This window comes from Hafnia alvei (assembly GCF_900095695.1).
Taxonomy (GTDB): domain Bacteria; phylum Pseudomonadota; class Gammaproteobacteria; order Enterobacterales; family Enterobacteriaceae; genus Hafnia; species Hafnia alvei_B.
Map to the genome: position 1 here is coordinate 1 of NZ_FMIQ01000040.1, position 19862 is coordinate 19862.

At 46.4% G+C, this 19862-nt stretch carries 15 protein-coding genes and 2 pseudogenes; 9 read left to right on the forward strand and 8 right to left on the reverse strand.

The genetic code is table 11. From position 1 onward, the window contains the following. Positions 1 to 103: 103 nt before the first annotated feature. A complete protein-coding gene (putA, locus tag BN1044_RS10735) occupies positions 104 to 4078 on the reverse strand; it encodes a trifunctional transcriptional regulator/proline dehydrogenase/L-glutamate gamma-semialdehyde dehydrogenase (RefSeq protein WP_072308658.1) in 3975 nt (1324 codons plus the stop codon). Between the two features lie 499 nt (positions 4079 to 4577). On the opposite strand from putA, the gene putP reads away from it, so the two are divergent. After that, positions 4578 to 6059, forward strand: a complete 1482-nt coding sequence (putP, locus tag BN1044_RS10740; RefSeq protein ID WP_139130927.1) for a sodium/proline symporter PutP — start codon at positions 4578 to 4580, stop codon at positions 6057 to 6059. Positions 6060 to 6143: 84 nt separating this feature from the next. Here putP and csgC read toward each other — a convergent pair whose 3' ends face one another. The 3 genes from csgC to BN1044_RS10755 form a co-directional block, all read right to left on the reverse strand. Further along, positions 6144 to 6473 (reverse strand): curli assembly chaperone CsgC, encoded by a 330-nt coding sequence (gene csgC, locus BN1044_RS10745; protein WP_072308660.1) that lies wholly within the window; start codon positions 6471 to 6473, stop codon positions 6144 to 6146. Between the two features lie 62 nt (positions 6474 to 6535). Continuing rightward, on the reverse strand, positions 6536 to 7132 hold the full coding sequence (locus BN1044_RS10750; protein WP_072308661.1) for a curlin: 597 nt from the start codon (positions 7130 to 7132) through the stop codon (positions 6536 to 6538). Between the two features lie 52 nt (positions 7133 to 7184). After that, positions 7185 to 7694, reverse strand: coding sequence for a curlin (locus BN1044_RS10755; protein ID WP_072308662.1), 510 nt, complete (start codon positions 7692 to 7694; stop codon positions 7185 to 7187). 848 nt (positions 7695 to 8542) lie between these two features. Here BN1044_RS10755 and csgD point away from each other — a divergent pair. From csgD to aqpZ, 5 genes and pseudogenes are all read left to right on the forward strand, one after another. After that, positions 8543 to 9189, forward strand: a pseudogene (gene csgD, locus BN1044_RS10760) (biofilm master transcriptional regulator CsgD). Between the two features lie 3 nt (positions 9190 to 9192). Continuing rightward, on the forward strand, positions 9193 to 9582 hold the full coding sequence (gene csgE / locus BN1044_RS10765) for a curli production assembly/transport protein CsgE (protein ID WP_072308663.1): 390 nt from the start codon (positions 9193 to 9195) through the stop codon (positions 9580 to 9582). Positions 9583 to 9591: 9 nt separating this feature from the next. Beyond that, a complete protein-coding gene (csgF, locus tag BN1044_RS10770) occupies positions 9592 to 10002 on the forward strand; it encodes a curli production assembly/transport protein CsgF (RefSeq protein WP_072308664.1) in 411 nt (136 codons plus the stop codon). Positions 10003 to 10018: 16 nt separating this feature from the next. Beyond that, complete coding sequence (gene csgG / locus BN1044_RS10775) at positions 10019 to 10852, forward strand: curli production assembly/transport protein CsgG (protein ID WP_072308665.1); 834 nt, start codon at positions 10019 to 10021, stop codon at positions 10850 to 10852. Between the two features lie 991 nt (positions 10853 to 11843). Then, positions 11844 to 12539, forward strand: a pseudogene (gene aqpZ, locus BN1044_RS10780) (aquaporin Z). 89 nt (positions 12540 to 12628) lie between these two features. On the opposite strand, the gene ydfZ reads toward aqpZ, so the two are convergent. Further along, positions 12629 to 12832: a putative selenium delivery protein YdfZ gene (gene ydfZ, locus BN1044_RS10785; RefSeq protein ID WP_072308666.1), complete on the reverse strand. Its 204-nt coding sequence runs from the start codon at positions 12830 to 12832 to the stop codon at positions 12629 to 12631. Positions 12833 to 13215: 383 nt separating this feature from the next. Here ydfZ and BN1044_RS10790 point away from each other — a divergent pair, with 383 nt between their 5' ends. After that, positions 13216 to 14322, forward strand: a complete 1107-nt coding sequence (locus tag BN1044_RS10790; RefSeq protein ID WP_072308667.1) for a glycerol dehydrogenase — start codon at positions 13216 to 13218, stop codon at positions 14320 to 14322. A gap of 353 nt (positions 14323 to 14675) precedes the next feature. Then, entirely contained in the window at positions 14676 to 16322 is a 1647-nt protein-coding gene (gene fumA, locus BN1044_RS10795; protein ID WP_025797208.1) for a class I fumarate hydratase FumA, read from the forward strand. Positions 16323 to 16393: 71 nt separating this feature from the next. Here fumA and fetB read toward each other — a convergent pair whose 3' ends face one another. From fetB to pyrC, 3 genes are all read right to left on the reverse strand, one after another. Beyond that, the gene (fetB, locus tag BN1044_RS10800; protein WP_072308668.1) at positions 16394 to 17152 is read right to left on the reverse strand and encodes an iron efflux ABC transporter permease subunit FetB; all 759 of its coding nucleotides are present in this window, start codon (positions 17150 to 17152) and stop codon (positions 16394 to 16396) included. Continuing rightward, a complete protein-coding gene (gene fetA, locus BN1044_RS10805) occupies positions 17149 to 17811 on the reverse strand; it encodes an iron efflux ABC transporter ATP-binding subunit FetA (RefSeq protein WP_072308671.1) in 663 nt (220 codons plus the stop codon). Before fetA ends, fetB begins: the two co-directional genes overlap by 4 nt. Before the next feature lie 78 nt (positions 17812 to 17889). After that, a complete protein-coding gene (gene pyrC, locus BN1044_RS10810; RefSeq protein ID WP_072308669.1) occupies positions 17890 to 18936 on the reverse strand; it encodes a dihydroorotase in 1047 nt (348 codons plus the stop codon). A 258-nt stretch (positions 18937 to 19194) separates the two neighbouring features. Between pyrC and BN1044_RS10815 the strand changes: the two genes are divergently transcribed. Then, entirely contained in the window at positions 19195 to 19485 is a 291-nt protein-coding gene (locus BN1044_RS10815) for a putative quinol monooxygenase (RefSeq protein WP_072308670.1), read from the forward strand. Positions 19486 to 19862: the final 377 nt, after the last annotated feature.

Here is a 19862-nt window from a genome sequence, read left to right on the forward strand (position 1 = left end):
ACGCCCGCACAATGCCTATGTGAGAAATAGTGCATTAGGCGGACGTAACTTACACCGGCCAAAACCTTACACCGGACGTAACCTTACACCGAACTCACCATCATTATCCTATAGTCATTAAACTCGCATTTCCCCCCGCAGCGGCGGTATTCACGCTCAGCGAACGTTCTAATAGCAGGCGTTCGAGCAAAATTCCCGTTTCACCGTGCGAGAAACCTTGCACGGAGACAATGGCTCCCGGACGTTCGGCGATTTGCTCACACAGGCTACGGAGCTGATCGGAGTCACCGTGATAGATAACCGCATCAAACTCTACGCCGTCGGCATCCCATGATTTAGCCACGTTAATCTGTTGCTGTATGGCTGCTGGCAAGCGGCGATATAGCGTGCGCTGAACCTCGCTGTCGATCCATTGAACTCGGCTGCCTACCGCAAGCACGGCGGCTAACTGAATTAAGGCATCCTGCTCATTGCTGAAGAGGCACAGCACGCGCTCACGTGGCAGCAGGGCGTAGGTATTGCGTTCGCCGGTTGGGCCTTGTAGCAAACGAACCGTGCCACCTTGTGACCAATCACCAAACTCTTGGCAATGCTGAGCAAGCTCGGTCATTTTCTCTTGTTGTGCCCACGTTAAGAGCGCCTGATGAGCGGTCAATAGCGGCTGGCGTTGCGTGGTGTCGATGTTTTGATCGCCGTCGTGGCGTGCCAGAGTACGGCATACGGCGTCGTTAGGGCGGCTAGACAGCAGACGATAAACATACAGCGGCCCGCCGGCTTTTGGCCCCGTGCCCGAGAGACCTTCTCCGCCGAAGGGTTGCACACCGACTACCGCGCCGACCATATTACGGTTCACGTACTGGTTACCGACTTTAGCCTGCTCGGTGACTTTAATGATGGTTTCGTCGATGCGAGTATGAATGCCTAACGTTAAGCCATAACCTGCCGCATTGATTTGCTCAATCAGCGCGTCAAGATTCTGACGGTTGTAGCGAACCACATGGAGCACCGGCCCAAACACTTCCTGCTCAAGTTCATCAAAGCTTTCAAGCTCAATCAGCGTAGGTTTAACGAAGGTGCCACGTTGCCACTCTTGGCTATCCTGTGAATGGTCAAAGGCGGCCTGATAAACATCGCGCCCTTTGGCACGCATTGTTTGAATATGGCGGTCAATATTCTCTTTGGCTTCAGCGTCAATCACCGGGCCGATATCGGTTGAGAGGCGTTCAGGATTGCCCATTCGGCATTCCGCCATCGCGCCACGCAGCATTTGTAGGGTGTGATCGGCGATGTCTTCTTGGACACACAGAATACGCAGTGCAGAGCAACGTTGACCGGCGCTATCAAACGCCGAGGCGACCACGTCGGTAACCACTTGCTCAGTAAGCGCCGATGAGTCGACGATCATCGCATTCAAACCACCGGTTTCGGCAATCAGCGGCGTGGTGCGCCCCTGAGGATCCAAGCGGCCTGAAATATTACGCTGCAATAGACCGGCAACGGCGGTGGAACCGGTAAACATCACGCCACGCACGCGGCTATCGCCCACTAACTTGGCACCCACGGTTTCACCTTCACCTGGCAATAGCTGCAGAACGCCAGCAGGCACACCGGCGTCTAGCAAGATGCGTACGGCCTGTGCGGCAACCAGCGGCGTTTGTTCGGCAGGTTTTGCCAATACGCTATTGCCAGCCGCTAATGCCGCGGCGACTTGTCCGGTGAAGATTGCCAGAGGGAAGTTCCACGGGCTGATGCAAACCACAGGGCCCAGTGGGCGGTGTGTATCGTTAGCAAAATCATTACGGACCTGCTGAGCGTAATAGCGTAGGAAATCAACCGCTTCGCGCACTTCGGCAATGGCGTTATTGAATGTCTTTCCGGCCTCACGCGCCAATAGGCCTAACAGGCTTTGTAACTGGTCTTCCATTAAGTCTGCGGCGCGTTCTAAGACGGCAGCACGCTGTGCTGGAGGCGTTGAGAACCAGATTGGCCCTGCGCCGACGGCGCTAGTCAATGCGGTCTCAACATCGGCATCGCTAGATGGAGTGACATAACCAACAACGTCACGGGGCTCGGCCGGGTTAATCACGGCCTGAGGCTGTTCTTGACTCGATACATCGCCTTCAATGATGGGCGTGCAGACCCAAGGCGTGCTGGCGCTGCTGAGCAATGCGCTGGAAAGCGACGCTAAGCGTTGTTCGTTGGAGAGGTCTAAACCGCGTGAATTGCGGCGGTCTTCACCGTAAAGCCCACGCGGTGATGGAATACGCGGATGAGGCAGACCTACCGCGCCTTCTTTGGCCGCCATGGCTTCAACGGCGGATACCGGATCGGCAACCAGTTCGTCTAACGGCAGCGTGGTATCGGCAATACGGTTAACAAACGAGGTATTTGCCCCGTTTTCTAGTAGGCGGCGAACCAAGTAGGCCAGCAGGGTTTCGTGCGTGCCGACCGGTGCATAAATACGGCAAGGACGGTTGAATTTTCCGTCGGCAATTTTCCCGACGACCTGATCGTATAGCGGTTCACCCATGCCATGCAGACATTGGAATTCATACTGACCCGGATAGTAGTTTTGTCCTGCCAAATGATAAATAGCCGACAACGTATGGGCGTTATGGGTAGCAAACTGGGGATATATGGCGTTAGGAACGCCAAGAAGCTTGCGGGCGCAGGCCAAATAAGAGACATCGGTATACACCTTGCGGCTGTACACCGGATAGCCTTCCAGTCCATCAACCTGAGCGCGTTTAATTTCGCTGTCCCAGTATGCACCTTTCACCAGACGGATCATCAAACGGCGATGGCTGCGCTGTGCTAAATCGATCACATAGTCAATCACCGCAGGACAGCGTTTTTGATAGGCCTGAATAACGAAGCCAATGCCGTTCCAACCGGCGAGGTCGGGCTCAAAGCATAAGCGCTCGAGCAAATCGAGCGAGATTTCAAGGCGGTCGGCTTCTTCAGCATCGATATTAATACCAATGTCGTAGCTGCGCGCCAGTAAGGTCAGAGAGAGAAGGCGAGGGTAAAGCTCGTCCATCATGCGTTCGTATTGCGCACGGCTGTAGCGAGGATGTAAAGCTGAAAGCTTGATTGAAATCCCTGGGCCTTCATAGATGCCGCGTCCGTTCGACGCCTTGCCGATGGCGTGGATCGCCTGTTGGTATGAAATCATATAGCGTTGGGCGTCGACTTCGGTCAGCGCGGCCTCACCCAGCATATCGTATGAGTAACGGAAGCCTTTATCTTCGTGCTTACGCGCGTTAGCCAGCGCTTCAGCAATGGTCTCACCCGTGACAAATTGCTCGCCCATCAAGCGCATCGCCATATCCACACCTTTGCGGATCAGCGGTTCACCGCTCTTGCCAATAATGCGGTTAAGTGAGCTCGAGAGATTAGATTCGTTGTGGGTTGCCACTAAGCGACCGGTCAGCAGTAATCCCCACGTCGCGGCATTAACAAACAGCGATGGGCTGCGACCAAGATGAGAATGCCAGTTACCGTTGCTGATTTTGTCGCGAATAAGCGCATCGCGCGTGGCTTTATCGGGAATGCGTAACAACGCCTCGGCTAAACACATCAGCGCCACACCTTCCTGTGACGAGAGCGAAAATTCCTGCAATAGGTTTTGTACTATACCGGCGCGACCGTTAGCGCTTTTCTGGTTACGCAGTTTTTCCGCGATTTTATACGCCATCTGGTGCGTTGACTGTGCCAGCTCCGGTGCCATGCGGGCTTGTTCTAGCAGCATGGAAACGGCTTCATTTTCCGGGCGACGATAGGCAGCGGTGATCGCGGAGCGCGAAACCGACTGCGGCAGAATTTGTTCGGCAAAGTCGAGGAACGGCTGAAGCGGCTGTTCCTGAGGCGCGATGGTTTCTTCGGTGTCGTTAGAAACGGTGTCTGAAGCAGGGAGGGGGAGCTCTGGTAGGGCGCTACCGCTCTCTACTCGCTCAAGATAATTGAAAATGGCTTGTTTGATAACCCAATGCGGCGTGCGATCGATTTGCTGTGCGGCGGCTTTAATACGATCTCGAGTCGCTTCATCAAGTTTTACACCCATAGTGGTGGTGCCCATGCCGTCCTACTCCGTTTTATTTTTTTAAGGTAGAGCCTGAGCATATCCCGTTCATGATGAATGTTGCAACTTTGTGCAACCTTGTTAAATGGCCTAAGTGTTCAATGTGTGAAATAGCGCAGGTTTTGCGCTAACGGATAGAATGCGAACAATGAGGGCATGTCAGTTTGATGGTTGCACTACAAGATAAATAATTCATTATAATTTAAAGGGATATTTTTCTGTGCAATCTGCGTTGGCGCATGCAAATGGATTTGAGTTGCAACCGGTCACCGCATAAAATGTGATGGGTGGTAAACTTTGTGTAACTTTTAAGTTAAAAAACTTGTTAATGAAACTCGCCTGTTCATAAGATGCCGACGTTTAGATTTTCCTTATTGGTTTTATTTGAGATGGGGTTCGGCCATGTCATCGTTCCGATGTGGCCGATTTTTAAAACGACACAATTTGCATAAAAAAGCCTGAGTCCTGGGCATAAATAAAATACGGAGACACCTGCATGATAAGTACACCGATGTTGGTGACCTTTTTGGTCTACATCTTGGGAATGATCGTCATTGGTTTAGTGGCTTATCGCGCCACGAATAATTTTGATGACTATATTTTGGGCGGACGCAGTTTAGGTAGCGTCGTGACTGCGCTGTCGGCAGGGGCTTCCGATATGAGCGGCTGGCTGCTGATGGGGCTGCCCGGCGCGATTTATCTTTCAGGCATCTCTGAAAGCTGGATTGCCATTGGTTTAACCGTGGGGGCGTATCTGAACTGGAAGCTGGTGGCGGGGCGCTTGCGCGTTCACACCGAGGCCAATAACAACGCCCTGACGCTGCCGGATTATTTCACCAGCCGCTTTGAAGACACCAGCAAGCTGCTGCGGGTGATCTCTGCAATCGTCATTTTAGTCTTCTTCACCATCTATTGTGCTTCTGGCATTGTGGCCGGTGCTCGTCTGTTTGAAAGCACCTTCGGAATGAGCTACGAAACGGCTCTGTGGGCCGGTGCGGCGGCAACAATTATCTATACCTTTATTGGTGGTTTCTTGGCCGTCAGCTGGACGGATACGGTTCAGGCCAGCCTGATGATTTTTGCCCTTATTTTAACCCCGATTATCGTTATTTTAGCCGTGGGCGGTATTGATACGTCGATGCTGGTGATTGAGGCTAAAAATCCAGCAAACCTCGATATGTTCAAGGGGCTGAATCTCATTGCGATTATCTCATTAATGGGATGGGGTCTTGGCTACTTTGGCCAGCCACATATCTTGGCGCGCTTCATGGCGGCTGATTCACACCATACCATCCGCAATGCACGCCGGATCAGCATGACATGGATGATTCTGTGCTTAGGCGGCGCGGTGGCGGTTGGCTTCTTCGGTATTGCCTATTTTGAGAATAACCCAAGCCAAGCGGGAACCGTTTCTGAAAACGGCGAGCGTGTGTTTATCGAGCTAGCGAAGATCTTGTTTAACCCGTGGATTGCGGGAATATTGCTGTCGGCCATTCTCGCTGCGGTAATGAGTACGTTAAGCTGTCAGCTGCTAGTGTGTTCTAGCGCGATAACCGAAGACTTATATAAGGCTTTCTTCCGCAAAAAAGCTTCTCAGCGCGAGCTGGTTTGGGTGGGACGCTTAATGGTGCTATTAGTGGCGCTGATCGCGATTGCGTTGGCGGCAAATCCTGAAAACCGAGTATTAGGTTTGGTGAGCTATGCGTGGGCGGGCTTTGGCGCGGCGTTTGGTCCGGTGGTGCTGATTTCGGTGATGTGGTCGAGAATGACGCGTAACGGCGCGCTGGTGGGGATGATTATCGGTGCGGCGACGGTCATTATCTGGAAACAATATGGCTGGTTTAATTTGTATGAAATTATTCCTGGCTTTATTTTTGCCAGCGTTGCCATCGTGGTGGTGAGCCTGATGGGCAAAACACCTTCTCAAACGATTCAAACGCGTTTTGCGGATGCTGAGGCGGAATTTAAAACCGTTTAATCATTAAGGATTAAGCGCTGTTGCTAACGAAAGGGAATGCTTTAACAGGCATTTCCTTTTTTATTTGGAGCAAAGCCTATTGTCTTAAACTTTATCCGGCAGAATAACCCGCTTTTCAATCCGCAATGCATCCCCATCGGTTAATACAATAGTGACCTGCAGCCAGTCTCCTTGCTGAACGGGGAAACTCATCTGGCCTAAAGCCTGCTTTTGATTCGCCATGAGCTGAATAACGCCATTTTGTCGCGAAGTGCTTTCACCATGGATGCCACGGCGAATGACATCAACGCCAATATGACACAGGCACGACGTCGCGACAGAAGCCATGGGCGTTAGGACGTAATACTGGCCGTCTTGCGTAGTATCAAACCAAAGCTGGTTGGATAGCAGAGAAGCGATAAGCAATGTATGCATTTAAGGCTCCGAGTAAAAAAATAAAACAGGGCTATGCCCTGTTTTATAGGATGGAGGCGTAATCAGTTCTGGCTTACAAAGGAAACGTTGCCAAGGCCAATTTGGTTGACGTTGGAGTAGGAGAAGTTAGCATTTTGGCTGCTGTTGGCGTAGTTAGATGCACCATTTTGGCGAACAACAATCACGGCGGCATCAGCATTTTGCTTAGTGACGGCGTTGTTTAAACCAAGGCCAGACTGCGATACGGCGGTTCTTGAGAAGTCACCGTTTTGGCTGGTTGTCGCCGAGTTACCGACGAGGCCGCTTTGTGAAACTTCGGTCACTGACCAATCACCATTTTGACTCGACGTTGCAGAGTGGCCGTTGCCCACTTGGTTAATATCAACCAAGCTGATATTCCCGTTTTGATTGACCGTGGCGCTATTATTGCTACCGCCAAGGAAACCACCCGATTGTGACACCGAGGTTTTGGACAAAATAGCAGAGTCTTGATTGACGTTAGAGTAGTTATTACTCCCTTGCTGATATACCTGAACCTCTCCACCCAACGCGGCTGTCTGAGGCGTAAATTGGAATACGTAAGCCGGGTTGGTTAATGCCATTGCATTACCCATGGCGAAGACAAAACTTGATGCGGCGATGATTTTCCACTTATTCATGATGTTACCCCGTCGGTTATAGAATCAGATGTGTGTATCAGATAAACGATAACTAATGCTGTGTAACTCTAATGGCCATGCCTGATGCATTTTGCACAACGCCGGCGGACCGGTTTGTGCCCGTTTGGTTAATTTGCGTTATATTGTTTTTCCCGAGAGAAAGAATATAAGCAGAGTTACCAAAGCTGTCTTGAATGATGGTGTCATTATTCCCACTACCTAGTTGAGCAATAACAGCCGTGTTATTACTGCTAAGCTGCGTTATATCTGCAGAATTACCTGTTCCGCGCTGGGCAATTAACGCATTGTTATTGCTGCCGGACTGATTGATCCTGCCTTGGTTTCCGTTTCCTTGCTGAACAATAACCGCATGGTTATTGATACCTTGCTGATTTGAATATGCGCTATTACCACTTCCTATTTGATTAATCACCGTGCTTTGGTTGTAATTACTGTTAATATCACTAAGTCCTGTGGATATTTCAGAACGAGCCAAATCACTATTAGCTATTGCCAAATAGGGTACAAGTAGCAGAGCGGTTGTTAAAATGCTCTTTTTCATGTTGCTGTCCTAACGTAATTCGGTCAGTAAGAAAATAAGCCGGTAATGCGCTCACCTGACTCCCTGATATTTTTTCAGGAACATTCCGATTTACGATTTGAGTATGTGCGGAAGGAAAATTAAATACCTCACCTATAAGTTGTATTTTGATAGAAAAGGCTCATGAAAAAGTATTATTTCTATCGTTTACTTATTGTTAGGAAAAGGGAATAAATTTTTATTTTGTAGTTCGTCGATTTAAAGACCAAATGCTAGGGTTGTTTTTAAGGGGAGTCGCCCTGGCATCTAGGCCCCATGAGATAGGGTGAGTCGCTGTAAATCACGGCAAGTGTTCATACCACATTTCATGCGGAAGCATGACGCACAGCCTATGGCTTAATAAGCGCGCAAAGATACAATGTTGAGGCCACTTACCTAAGAAAAATAAATGAGTATATACAGAGTCAGCTAACTAAAAAGGAGTATGTAAAAAGCTATCCTCGGTTAATGTACTATTTAATAAGGATTTTTAATTTTTCGCGTGATTTATGAACTAATGTTACCTTTCTTTTTAGCGTGAAAATGTAAAGGTAATATTAAGAGTTCCAATTATTTAAATTAAGCATAAGAATTATTTATAAATATCAAGAAACATTTTGAAACACAAATAACACTTGCGCTGGGTGTGCTAATGTCTAGATTGAATCATGTAATATGCCCAAAAAACGATGGTATATACAATTTAACTCTGTGCATGCTTAATTATTTTGTGCACTGCCTTTTACACAGCAGCGGAAATGTGGCGTGTCATCAATCTGTTTTATATAAAACAGAGAACGCTGCGCGTCGCATCCAGATAGGTTGTTATTATGCTTAATGAAGCAGCAAATCAAAACTATTCATTAGTTTTAATTACGAGGCCGTCTTTACAGGCGACTGCACTACTGCACCAGATTAAATCCATGCTGGATTTAAATGCCAAAATACATAACATCAACAAGTATTTAAATGGCTCAACCGAAAATACATTATTTCTGTTCGATTTGATGGAAGCCGATAGGCGAGCGACTGTACTGTGGCAATCCGAACTAAGCCGCTGCAGAGAAAAAAATAGATTACTGCTATTAAATACACCTGACGACTATCAATGCCAAGATATTGGCTCATGGCCAAATATTAGCGCTGTCTTTTATTTGTCTATGGATGAGCGCTCTTTAATCGAGGGGATCAAAAGCGTCATTAATGGAGAATGTTATTTTAGTCAGAGCGTTGCGAGCTATCTTATTAGCCAATCTGCGCATTATCGCTATCACAGCCCAGAATCAACGGGATTAACACATAGAGAGAAAGAAATTCTCAATAAACTACGAGTGGGTGCCTCAAATACAGAAATAGCGCGGCTGTTGTTTATTAGCGAAAACACGGTCAAAACACATCTCTATAACCTGTTTAAAAAATCTCGGTGAAAAACCGAACACAGGCCGTTTCATGGGCTAACGATAATCTCAGGCGTTGAACGATGAAAAAAATACTCATGTTTATCCTCTTTGCCTCTATGAACTGCGGGATAAAGCAGGCAACTGCGGCCGAAATTGAAGTGCCAGGGTTAATTACCGACCACACAGTAACATCCGTAGGCCACGCATTTTACCGAGATTTTAGTGATAACTGGGAAAGAGAATACCCCGGAACACTAACCATCAGTGAAAGGCCTAGCGCGCGCTGGGGAAGTTGGATCACGATTAAAATTGAACAGGATACGGTCTATCAAACCTTTTTATTTCCAAACAAACGTAGCTTTGACAAAGACGTCGCCGTGGCTATTGAGAGCGTTAGCGAATCTTTATCGCGGCGCACAATTGATAAAGCGCTACTCAACACGGGTGACTTAACCACTGATGAGTTTTAAGGAGTATCCATGCGAGTTTCCTATATAGCACTAATCATTTTGCTTATATCTCCAGCTTCTTGGGGGGGCAATATGGTTTTTCAGTTTGTTAACCCGAACTTTGGTGGAAATCCAAACAATGGCTCATTCCTATTAAATGAAGCCAATGCCCAAAATTCGTATAAAGATCCCAACGGCTATGACTTTGATACCTCAACGCCTTCACCGCTAGATAATTTTACCTCAGTGATTCAATCGCAATTGCTGGGAAATTTGATGGGAAATATTAGCCAAGGGAAGCCTGGGCGGTTAGTGACAAAGGATTTTATTGTCGATGTAAAAAATACCGATGGGCGATTAACGATGAATATCCTTGATCGTACAACGGGAAAATCCTCAACCATCGAAGTTGATGGGCTCTCCAGCATTAAAACCAATTAGAACGGGATGATGAGCCATGCGCAGCTATTTATTGATCATTTCGGTACTCTTTTTAAGCGGATGCTTGACGGCACCGCCCAAGCAAGCCGCAAAACCAACGTTAATGCCCCGAGCACAGAGCTATCAGGATTTAACGCATTTGCCTGAGCCAGCAGGCAAGTTATTTGTTTCAGTTTACAATATTCAAGATGAGACGGGGCAGTTTAAACCTTATCCAGCCAGTAACTTTTCTACAGCGGTGCCACAAAGTGCAACCGCTATGCTAGTTTCGGCATTAAAGGATTCGGGGTGGTTTATTCCCTTAGAACGCCAAGGATTACAGAATCTTTTAAATGAAAGAAAAATTATTCGTGCAGCGCAAGAAAACGGCACCGCTGCCGTAAATAACCAGCATCAGCTTTCTTCCTTAGTTGCAGCGAATGTGCTGGTTGAAGGATCGATTATTGGCTATGAAAGCAATGTGAAATCAGGGGGCGCAGGGGCAAGATTCTTTGGTATTGGCGCCAGCACGCAATATCAGCTCGACCAGATTGCGGTTAATCTACGCGTGGTTGATGTTAATACAGGGCAGGTTTTATCATCAGTGAATACCAGTAAAACTATCTTGTCTTATGAAGTGCAGGCTGGCGTGTTTCGATATATCGATTACCAGCGGTTGCTTGAAGGTGAAATTGGCTACACAACCAATGAACCCGTTATGCTTTGCGTGATGTCTGCTATTGAAACAGGTGTTATCTACTTAGTGAATGATGGTATTAATCGCAATCTTTGGGCACTGAAAAACCCTCAGGATGCGAAATCATCCGTTCTTGAACGCTATAAGAGTACGATTGTTCCTATTGCTTCCTAACGTGTTCTTTTGAGCCAGCCGTTCGGCTGGCTTTTTTATTTTTTAGTGATGTCAATATGTTAGGGGAGTTACCGCGTAGTGCTGCTCAGATTAAATGGCAGAGTTTTATTGCCTAATCCTTAGATTACAATACGTTGAGGCGGCAGAGGCTTGAAACTTTCGTCAAGCGATCCTATTCTTGGAGGCTACAAGCAGTGGTAACAGAGAAACGTGTTCGGCGCCTCCATGTAGCGCGTGTCTTTTCGTGCCGAGTGCGTTTCATCTGTTAGCATTATGTGCTGTTTGATAGGTCTTACATAAGTCTGTAGAGCCTTAGTTTAAGTTTCTTCTGATACTGTTGGCCTAGCCCACGTTAACAGTGATACATGCCCCATGCCCTTATCTAACTGCCGATGAAAACAAAACTACTCCTTATCCTATCCTGCCTCCTTGGATTCCTGATCTTCTGCTATATGATGGTTTTTGCCGTGGATAAAACATGCGAAAGAATGCAGATTTTTACCGACGTGTGTCAAAAAGCAGATATTTCTAAGCCGCATATCAATCCATAAAAAATAGTGCAAAATTTTTCTGCCAAAAAAGGCAATTAGTCAAAGATCGTATAGAATTTAACTAAGTGGATTATGCGAGTTGTTGCATAAATGGTGTCTATGTAATAGACATTAGATTAATAGACTGATTTCTAAGGTTATCTCAGAATAATCTCAATAAGTTTTTCTTGAGAAAAAATGAAACTTGTGGAGAATACATAAAAAAATTGGATACCTATTTAAATAAAGCTTATTTCTCAACGCGGGATGCGTGGGGATTAGGTTTATTTTGACATGGATGTAGAAATCGTTTGTACGCGGAGAGAGTTAGGCAAACGATTATTTGCTTTTATTTTTATATAGAACATAACCTGATTAGAGTGCCTATAAAAGATACGGTATTGGCAGTGAGATAAACATATCTCTGCCAATGAACCCTTATTTTGATTGCTGAGGTAGTAATGTTTAAAAAATTATCGGCAGAGTTTTTTGGTACGTTCTGGCTGGTATTTGGTGGCTGTGGTAGCGCCGTATTAGCCGCAGGTTTCCCCGAATTAGGCATTGGTTTTGCCGGTGTTGCATTGGCGTTTGGTCTGACCGTTCTGACTATGGCATATGCTGTAGGCCATATTTCTGGGGGGCATTTTAACCCAGCAGTGACTTTAGGTCTGTGGGCCGGTGGTCGTTTTAGCGCCAAAGAAGTAGTGCCATATGTTGTTGCTCAGGTTATTGGTGGTATCGTGGGTGCTGCTATTCTTTATGTTATCGCCAGTGGTAAAGCGGGTTTTGATGCTACGGCTAGCGGTTTTGCATCGAATGGTTTCGGCGAGCATTCACCAGGCGGGTTCTCCCTGCAGGCGGCTATCGTAGCTGAAATTGTTCTGACCGCGTTCTTCTTAATTGTGATTCATGGTGTGACTGATAAGCGAGCACCAGCTGGCTTTGCGCCTTTAGCGATTGGTTTAGCGTTAACCTTAATTCACCTAATCAGCATTCCTGTGACCAATACTTAGGTAAACCCGGCGCGTAGTACTGCCGTTGCTATTTTCCAAGGTACTTGGGCGCTGCAACAACTGTGGGTATTCTGGGTAATGCCAATTATTGGTGGGATTATTGGTGGCTTGATTTATCGTCACCTGCTTGAGAAAAAAGATTAATCTTAGTTATTTCTCAAAAGAAAAGCCTGAGCATTAATTGTTCAGGCTTTTTGTATATATAAAGAAGTGAAGCGCTGTCTCAATGTTTGTTAATGTCCAAGTAAGATGAGATCTTGAGGGGCATAAGCGTTAGGATCATCATTACAAATTACACATTTTGCCGCACGAATTTTTTCTCTTGCCAACATTTCATCATTGATTGCTTTGATCACCATTACTCGATGTGCACCATTCTCAATAACATGAGCACCAACACGTAAAGCGTTTCTGTTTCTATCATAGGCAATTTTCATACTGACACTCCATTAAAAGTAAGCCATGCTTGAAATGGTATCCCCTAGAATTATGCAAATACAGCGGCTGCTTAGTTTTATTTGTAATATGAATCAGATCTTTAATTTTCGTACAGTATAAAACCAGAAGTAGAAAAATCTTATAAATAAACAACGCTATTTTATAAGGCTATTTAACTATTTCAGTGTTTGTTTTTTCATCGAAACCTCTCTTTTTATCTGAAAATTTACCCCGGATAGAATGATAACCCTAAATGGTTAGCTTATTTCCCCTGAAGGTAGTTTAGGGGGCTTGGAAAGCCTATCCTTTAAGAAAGGTAAATATCTTCCTAACAAAAAAATCACCTTCAGCAAATCACGCTGCCATTTTCAGGAGTGTCACCATGAATAAAACACCTCGCACGGTTACTTCACCGAAAAAATTTGTCATCGGACGTGGTCTTCTTCAGCAGATGCATGATTACGTTAAAGATTTTGGTGATAATGCATTTATTATCAGCGATGAATTTATTTTGCAGCGTGTTAATGAAGAAGCTATCGCTGGGCTGAAACAAGCCGGATTAAAGGGCGTCAGTGAGAAGTTTAATTACGAGTGCACTGAAGTTGAGATCAAACGTTTAGGTGCTTTAGCTGAGGCTCAGCAGGCCAATGTTATCGTCGGTATTGGCGGTGGTAAAACCTTAGACTCAGCAAAAGCCGTTGCTTATTATCACAAACTTCCCGTTATTTTGTTCCCAACAATTGCTTCCACCGACGCGCCTTGTACTGCGCTAGCCGTTATTTATACCGAACAAGGTGAGTTTGAGCGCTATCTATTCCTACCACAAAACCCAGACGCCGTTATTGCCGATACATCCATTATCGCTGCCGCTCCGGTGCGTTTCTTTGCTGCTGGCGTGGGTGATGCTTTAGCCACGTACTTTGAGGCTCGTGCCTGCTATGCGGCAGATGGCGTCAATTTGGTTTTGAAAAAGCCATCCCGTACTGGCCTCGGCTTAGCACAGCTTTGCTATCAACTGCTAAGTGAAAACGCTGATGCGGCAATGGATGCGGTCAAAAATAAAGTATCTACACCTGCTTTTGAGCAGACCATTGAAGCGACGATTTACCTCAGCGGTGTCGGCGCCGAAGCCGGTGGCTTAGCCGCTGCTCATGCGGTAAACAATGGTATGTCTGCGGTGCCTGATTTACATCGCGCGCAGCACGGTGAAAAAGTGGTGTTTGGTTTGCTCACTCAGCTGGTACTGGAAAATGCACCACGCGCAGAAATTGATGAGGTGGTACGAATCATCAAAGTGGCTGGTTTGCCACTGGCGCTGCAGGATATGGGACTGAAAACATTCGTTGAGGCAGAATGGCGCAAGGTGGCAGAAATTGCCTGCGCTGACGGTGATACCATGGGCAACATGCCGATGGAGTTGACGGTAGATGACGTTTATGAAGCCATGGTTGCCGCGAATGCGCTCGCTGAGCGCTACAAAAACGCATAACCAAAACTAATTTTATCAAGCGGCCTCAGGGCCGCTTTTTTGTACGCATAACATAAGTAATGTGCCACATTGAGATGCCGATCGGGTTGTGGTGATTGTAATCATTGTGTTAACTGCGGGATAATGACTTTAGAGACAAATAGTCTGTACCCGCAGTTCTCACCCTGTGAAGCCGGAAAGCACCTATTCAAAAAGTACCCCTTTATAATTAGAGGGTATATTTTGGATTTAGCTCAAGAATCAACAGGCTAAAAACACGTAAGGTGGTGGTGTTTTCTTTACACAGTGAGCCGACGAAGAACAGGCCGCGTGAGTGTGAATCTACTGAAGCTGATGTTGCAAGTGAGAAAAAAATGTCAAATAAGCCATTTCATTACCAAGACCCGTTCCCGCTGAAAAAAGACGAGACTGAATACTATCTGTTAAGTCGAGATCATGTATCCGTTGCCGAGTTTGAAGGGCAGGAAATCCTGAAGGTTGAGCCGCAGGCGTTGACTCTCCTTGCACAGCATGCATTTCACGATGCTTCTTTCATGCTGCGACCTGCGCATCAGCAGCAAGTCGCTCAAATTCTGGATGATCCAGAAGCTAGCGAGAATGACAAATATGTTGCCCTGCAATTTCTGCGCAACTCAGAGATCGCGGCAAAAGGCATTCTGCCAACCTGTCAGGATACAGGTACAGCAATTATTGTAGGCAAAAAAGGCCAGCGAGTATGGACCGGCGGCGGTGACGAAGCGGCGCTGTCACGTGGTGTCTACAACACTTATATTGAAGATAACCTGCGCTATTCGCAAAATGCGGCGCTGGATATGTATAAAGAAGTGAATACCGGCAGCAACTTACCTGCACAGATTGATTTATACAGCGTCGATGGCGATGAATATAAATTCCTGTGCATTGCCAAAGGCGGCGGTTCTGCGAATAAAACCTATCTCTATCAAGAAACCAAAGCGTTATTAACCCCAGGTAAGCTCAAGAACTATCTGGTGGATAAAATGCGTACTCTGGGTACAGCGGCCTGTCCTCCTTATCACGTTGCGTTTGTTATTGGCGGCACCTCGGCTGAATCTACGCTGAAAACGGTGAAGCTGGCGTCGACGAAATATTATGATGGCTTGCCGACTGAAGGTAATGAGCATGGTCAGGCTTTCCGAGATATTGAACTGGAACAAGAACTGCTGAAAGAAGCACAGAATCTGGGGCTGGGTGCTCAGTTTGGCGGGAAATATTTCGCTCACGACGTGCGCGTTATTCGTTTGCCTCGCCACGGCGCGTCTTGTCCAGTGGGTATGGGCGTTTCCTGCTCTGCGGACCGAAATATCAAAGCGAAAATTAATCGCGATGGCATTTGGATTGAAAAACTGGAAAGTAATCCGGGTAAATATATTCCTGAGCATTTGCGTAAAGCCGGTGAAGGGGAAGCGGTTAAGGTTGATTTGAACCGTCCGATGTCTGAAATATTGCAGCAGCTTTCTCAGTATCCGGTTTCTACGCGCCTGTCGCTGAGCGGCACCATCGTTGTTGGTCGTGATATTGCCCATGCGAAGTTGAAAGAACGCTTAGATAATGGGGAAGACCTACCGCAATATGTTAAAGATCATCCTATCTATTATGCGGGCCCGGCTAAGACCCCAGAAGGGTATGCGTCTGGTTCTTTAGGCCCAACAACGGCTGGCCGTATGGATTCTTACGTTGATCTGCTTCAGGCCAACGGCGGTAGCATGGTGATGTTAGCGAAAGGTAACCGTAGCCAGCAAGTGACGGATGCGTGTAAGAAACACGGTGGTTTCTACCTAGGTAGTATTGGTGGCCCAGCGGCGGTTCTGGCTCAGCAGAGCATTAAGAGCCTTGAATGCTTAGAATATCCAGAGTTGGGTATGGAAGCCATTTGGAAAATTGAAGTGGAAGATTTCCCTGCATTTATTTTGGTTGATGATAAAGGCAACGACTTCTTCCAAGTGATCCAATCAGAGCAATGTACTCGCTGCGTGAAATAATCGATCGCCAGTATTGCATCTAATAACAAGCCCCGCTGAACCAGTGGGGCTTTTTGCTATCGAAATGCAAACTACAATAGTTGTGAACGGTCAGAATAAAATTTCTTATAGGCGAGATAGCCCGCAATGATGGTTGAAAGACTTGCCGTTGAAAGCAGCATGAATGTCACCATGATTTGGTAGCGAATGGCTTTTACCGGATCGACCCCCGCAAAAATCAAACCAGACATCATCCCTGGCAGGCTCACTAAGCCAACCGTTTTGGCAGAATCAACCGTGGGAATTAATGCTGCTTTTATACTGGCACGAATAATCGCTGCGGATGATTGTTTCCGCGTGGCTCCTAGGCTCAACATCTCTTGGATTTTCTGTTTTTCATCGTCAAATCGCTGGCGCAGATTGTTGTAACATAGTCCAACGGCAACCATCGCATTACCCGCAATCATGCCGGAGATAGGGATGACCTGCATGGGGGTAAACGTAATAGAACCGCTGCCAATGAGAACGGCTAACGTGAGGGCGGTACCGCTCACAATAGCAATAAGAGAAATAACGAAAGCATGGCTTAGACCTTTGCTGCGCTTTTTAGCGTTATAGGCCGCGTTGACGCAGATAAAAAGCACCATCAACAGCGTGAGCAGCGCGTGATCGATATTGAAAATATATTTAAGTACGTAGCCAACGATAATAAGCTGAATAATCGCACGGGTAACGCTCCAGATAATATCTTTCTCTAACCCGAGTTTTTCTTTACCGCTGATAAGCAGGGCGATGGCGACAAGGGCTAAAGCCATGATCAGTGATTGGTCGGTGATATGATGTTCGCTCATTGTTCGACCTCAGGTGCTACGTATTTAGTCATGCGCAGGAGATTATAAGACTGGCTGATTTCGTCACTATTATGGGTGACCCACAAAACGGCAATGCCGGCGTGCGTAATCAAATCACTAATCACCTGATGCACGATCTGTTTGTTTTTATCGTCTAGCGCGCTAGTAATTTCATCTAGCAATAAGATCTCTGGCAGATATTGGATATTGCGCAGCAAAGCAATGCGCTGTTTTTCTCCGCCGGAGAGATCGTCAATGTTCTTATCTAGCGTGTGTAGTGGAAGATCGAACTGGAGTAACCCACGCTTTATTTTTTCTAAATCAACTTTTTCGCCGCGGATTTTATAGGGAAACTGCAGATTGTCTCTGACCGTATCGCCGAATAAAACCGGGTTTTGAAAGCAGTATGAGACTTGTTGGCGATATCTCTCTGGTTTCAGCGTGAGGATGTTTTTACCTTTGAGGAAAATATCACCTGAGGTTGGGGGAAACAGTGAGGCAATAATTTTCAGCAGGGTACTTTTCCCACACCCAGAAGGGCCTGTGATGACTTTGAACTCGTTGGGCTGAAGCGTAAGAGAAAGATTATCGATAATGATCTGTTGGTCTACGCTAAAGCAAATGTTGCGCAGCTCAAGTAGGTTCTCCGTATTATTCATTTTATCTTCCATTTTATTGAATAGGCCACTCCAAGAAGTGGGCTAATTTTACATTCAGATATCACTCTGCGGCCGAGTCTAGGCCTTCACGGTCCACTGAACGGTTTCACCAGCCAAGAATGGGATTAGTGTATCGTCGCCGCAGGGAATGGATTCTGCGATAGTCATGGGCTCACGTACCAGCTCAATATAGCTGTCGTTAACAGGCAAATTATAGAATGCGGGGCCATTGAGAGAACAAAATGCTTCGAGGTGCTGTAGCGCGTTCTCTTGTTCAAATACCGTAGCATAGGCCTGAAGTGCCGTCGGTGCGTTGAATACCCCCGCACAGCCACAGCTAGACTCTTTACGCTGTCGTGAATGCGGGGCTGAGTCTGTGCCAAGGAAGAAACGTGTGTTACCGCTGGTCGCGGCCTTACGCAGGGCTTCTTGATGGGTGCTGCGCTTCAATATTGGCAGGCAGAATAAATGCGGGCGGATACCGCCAACCAGCATATGGTTACGGTTAAACATCAGATGCTGTGGCGTAATGGTGGCCGCGAGATACTCATCAGCTTCAGCAACAAACTCGGCGGCTTCTTGGGTAGTAATGTGTTCGAAGACAATTTTTAGCTCAGGGAAATTCTGGCGTAATGGCCGCATTACCTCATCAATGAAGCGTGCCTCACGGTCGAAAATGTCAACCTCATGCAGCGTAACTTCACCGTGAATAAGCAGCGGCATGCCGCTTTTCTGCATTTGTTCAAACAGCGGGTAAAGACCAGGAACTGAGGTTACACCATGTTTGGAGTTGGTCGTTGCATTGGCTGGATAAAGTTTGGCGGCGGTAAATACGCCATCGGCATGGCCAGAGATTAACTCGTTGGCATCTAAGCCATCGGTTAAATAACAGGTCATCAGCGGCATAAAGTTATGCTCTGCTGGAACAGCATCAAGAATACGTTGGCGATAGGCCTGCGCCTGAGCAATGCTGGTGATCGGCGGAACCAGATTAGGCATCACGATAGCACGGGCAAAGTGCTGGCTAGTATGCGGCAAAACGGTTTTCAGCATTTTGTCATCGCGAAGATGGAGATGCCAGTCATCTGGACGGCGGATCTTAAGGGCGTGCTGCATTACGGTCATTACAAGGCTCCGGCTGACAATGCTGTCATGAGTGATGTTGACGATACAGATCTTGCGAGACACACTCCAACAGTGAGGTGGAAATGTGTTTTTGTGGCGGGGGATAAGGATAAGGGCAAATGAACTAAGATGCACTCGTTTGTTGTGTTCTATTGATAATTCATATAATTCAAGCGGGATTTTGTGTGATAAAAAGCGTAGTCTGGCTGTAGGTTTTACATGAATTAATTCAGTGGACATGAAAAAAGGAGTACCACGATGAGTGAAGTTCGTATAGTTGCCACTTTAATTGCTAAACCTGAACACAAAGCGGCTATTCACAGCGCGGTTGAGCGCGTCGTTGAACCGAGCAGGCAAGAAATGGGCAATATCCAATATGATCTGCATGAGGAGATTGGACATAAAGGGACCTATGTTTTCTTCGAAGTGTGGGCGTCACAGGAAGCTGTAGAACGTCATAATAATACCGTCCATTTCCAGAACTTCGTAAAAGAAGTTGAAGGGAAATTGGAAACTCTTGATATTAAAATGCTACATCAGATTGCCTGATATATAAAAAAGCAAATGAGTTAGTATATATTTTGACGTATGTATTTGGGTGTAGATATATAACTCATTCAGTGCCCAATTTTTGATACGTAATTTTTGGGCATAGCCAGTCTCCGGGGGCTAAGGTTTTCCTTAATGCCCATTGCGTCATGCAGCCGGAGACTGTGCGGGCATAATACAGCGAGATGCTGGAAATTCTAGCCAAATTATATTTCATCTGTAAGAAACTTATCATAGCTCAAACGATGATTAATTATTATGCTAATTAATTATAATATGTATTATTAAATGATTGAGAATGATTTTTGTTATTTAGTTATATATATTCCTACATGTAGCATAGATATAAAAAAACCCGCCATTGGCGGGTTTTTTTT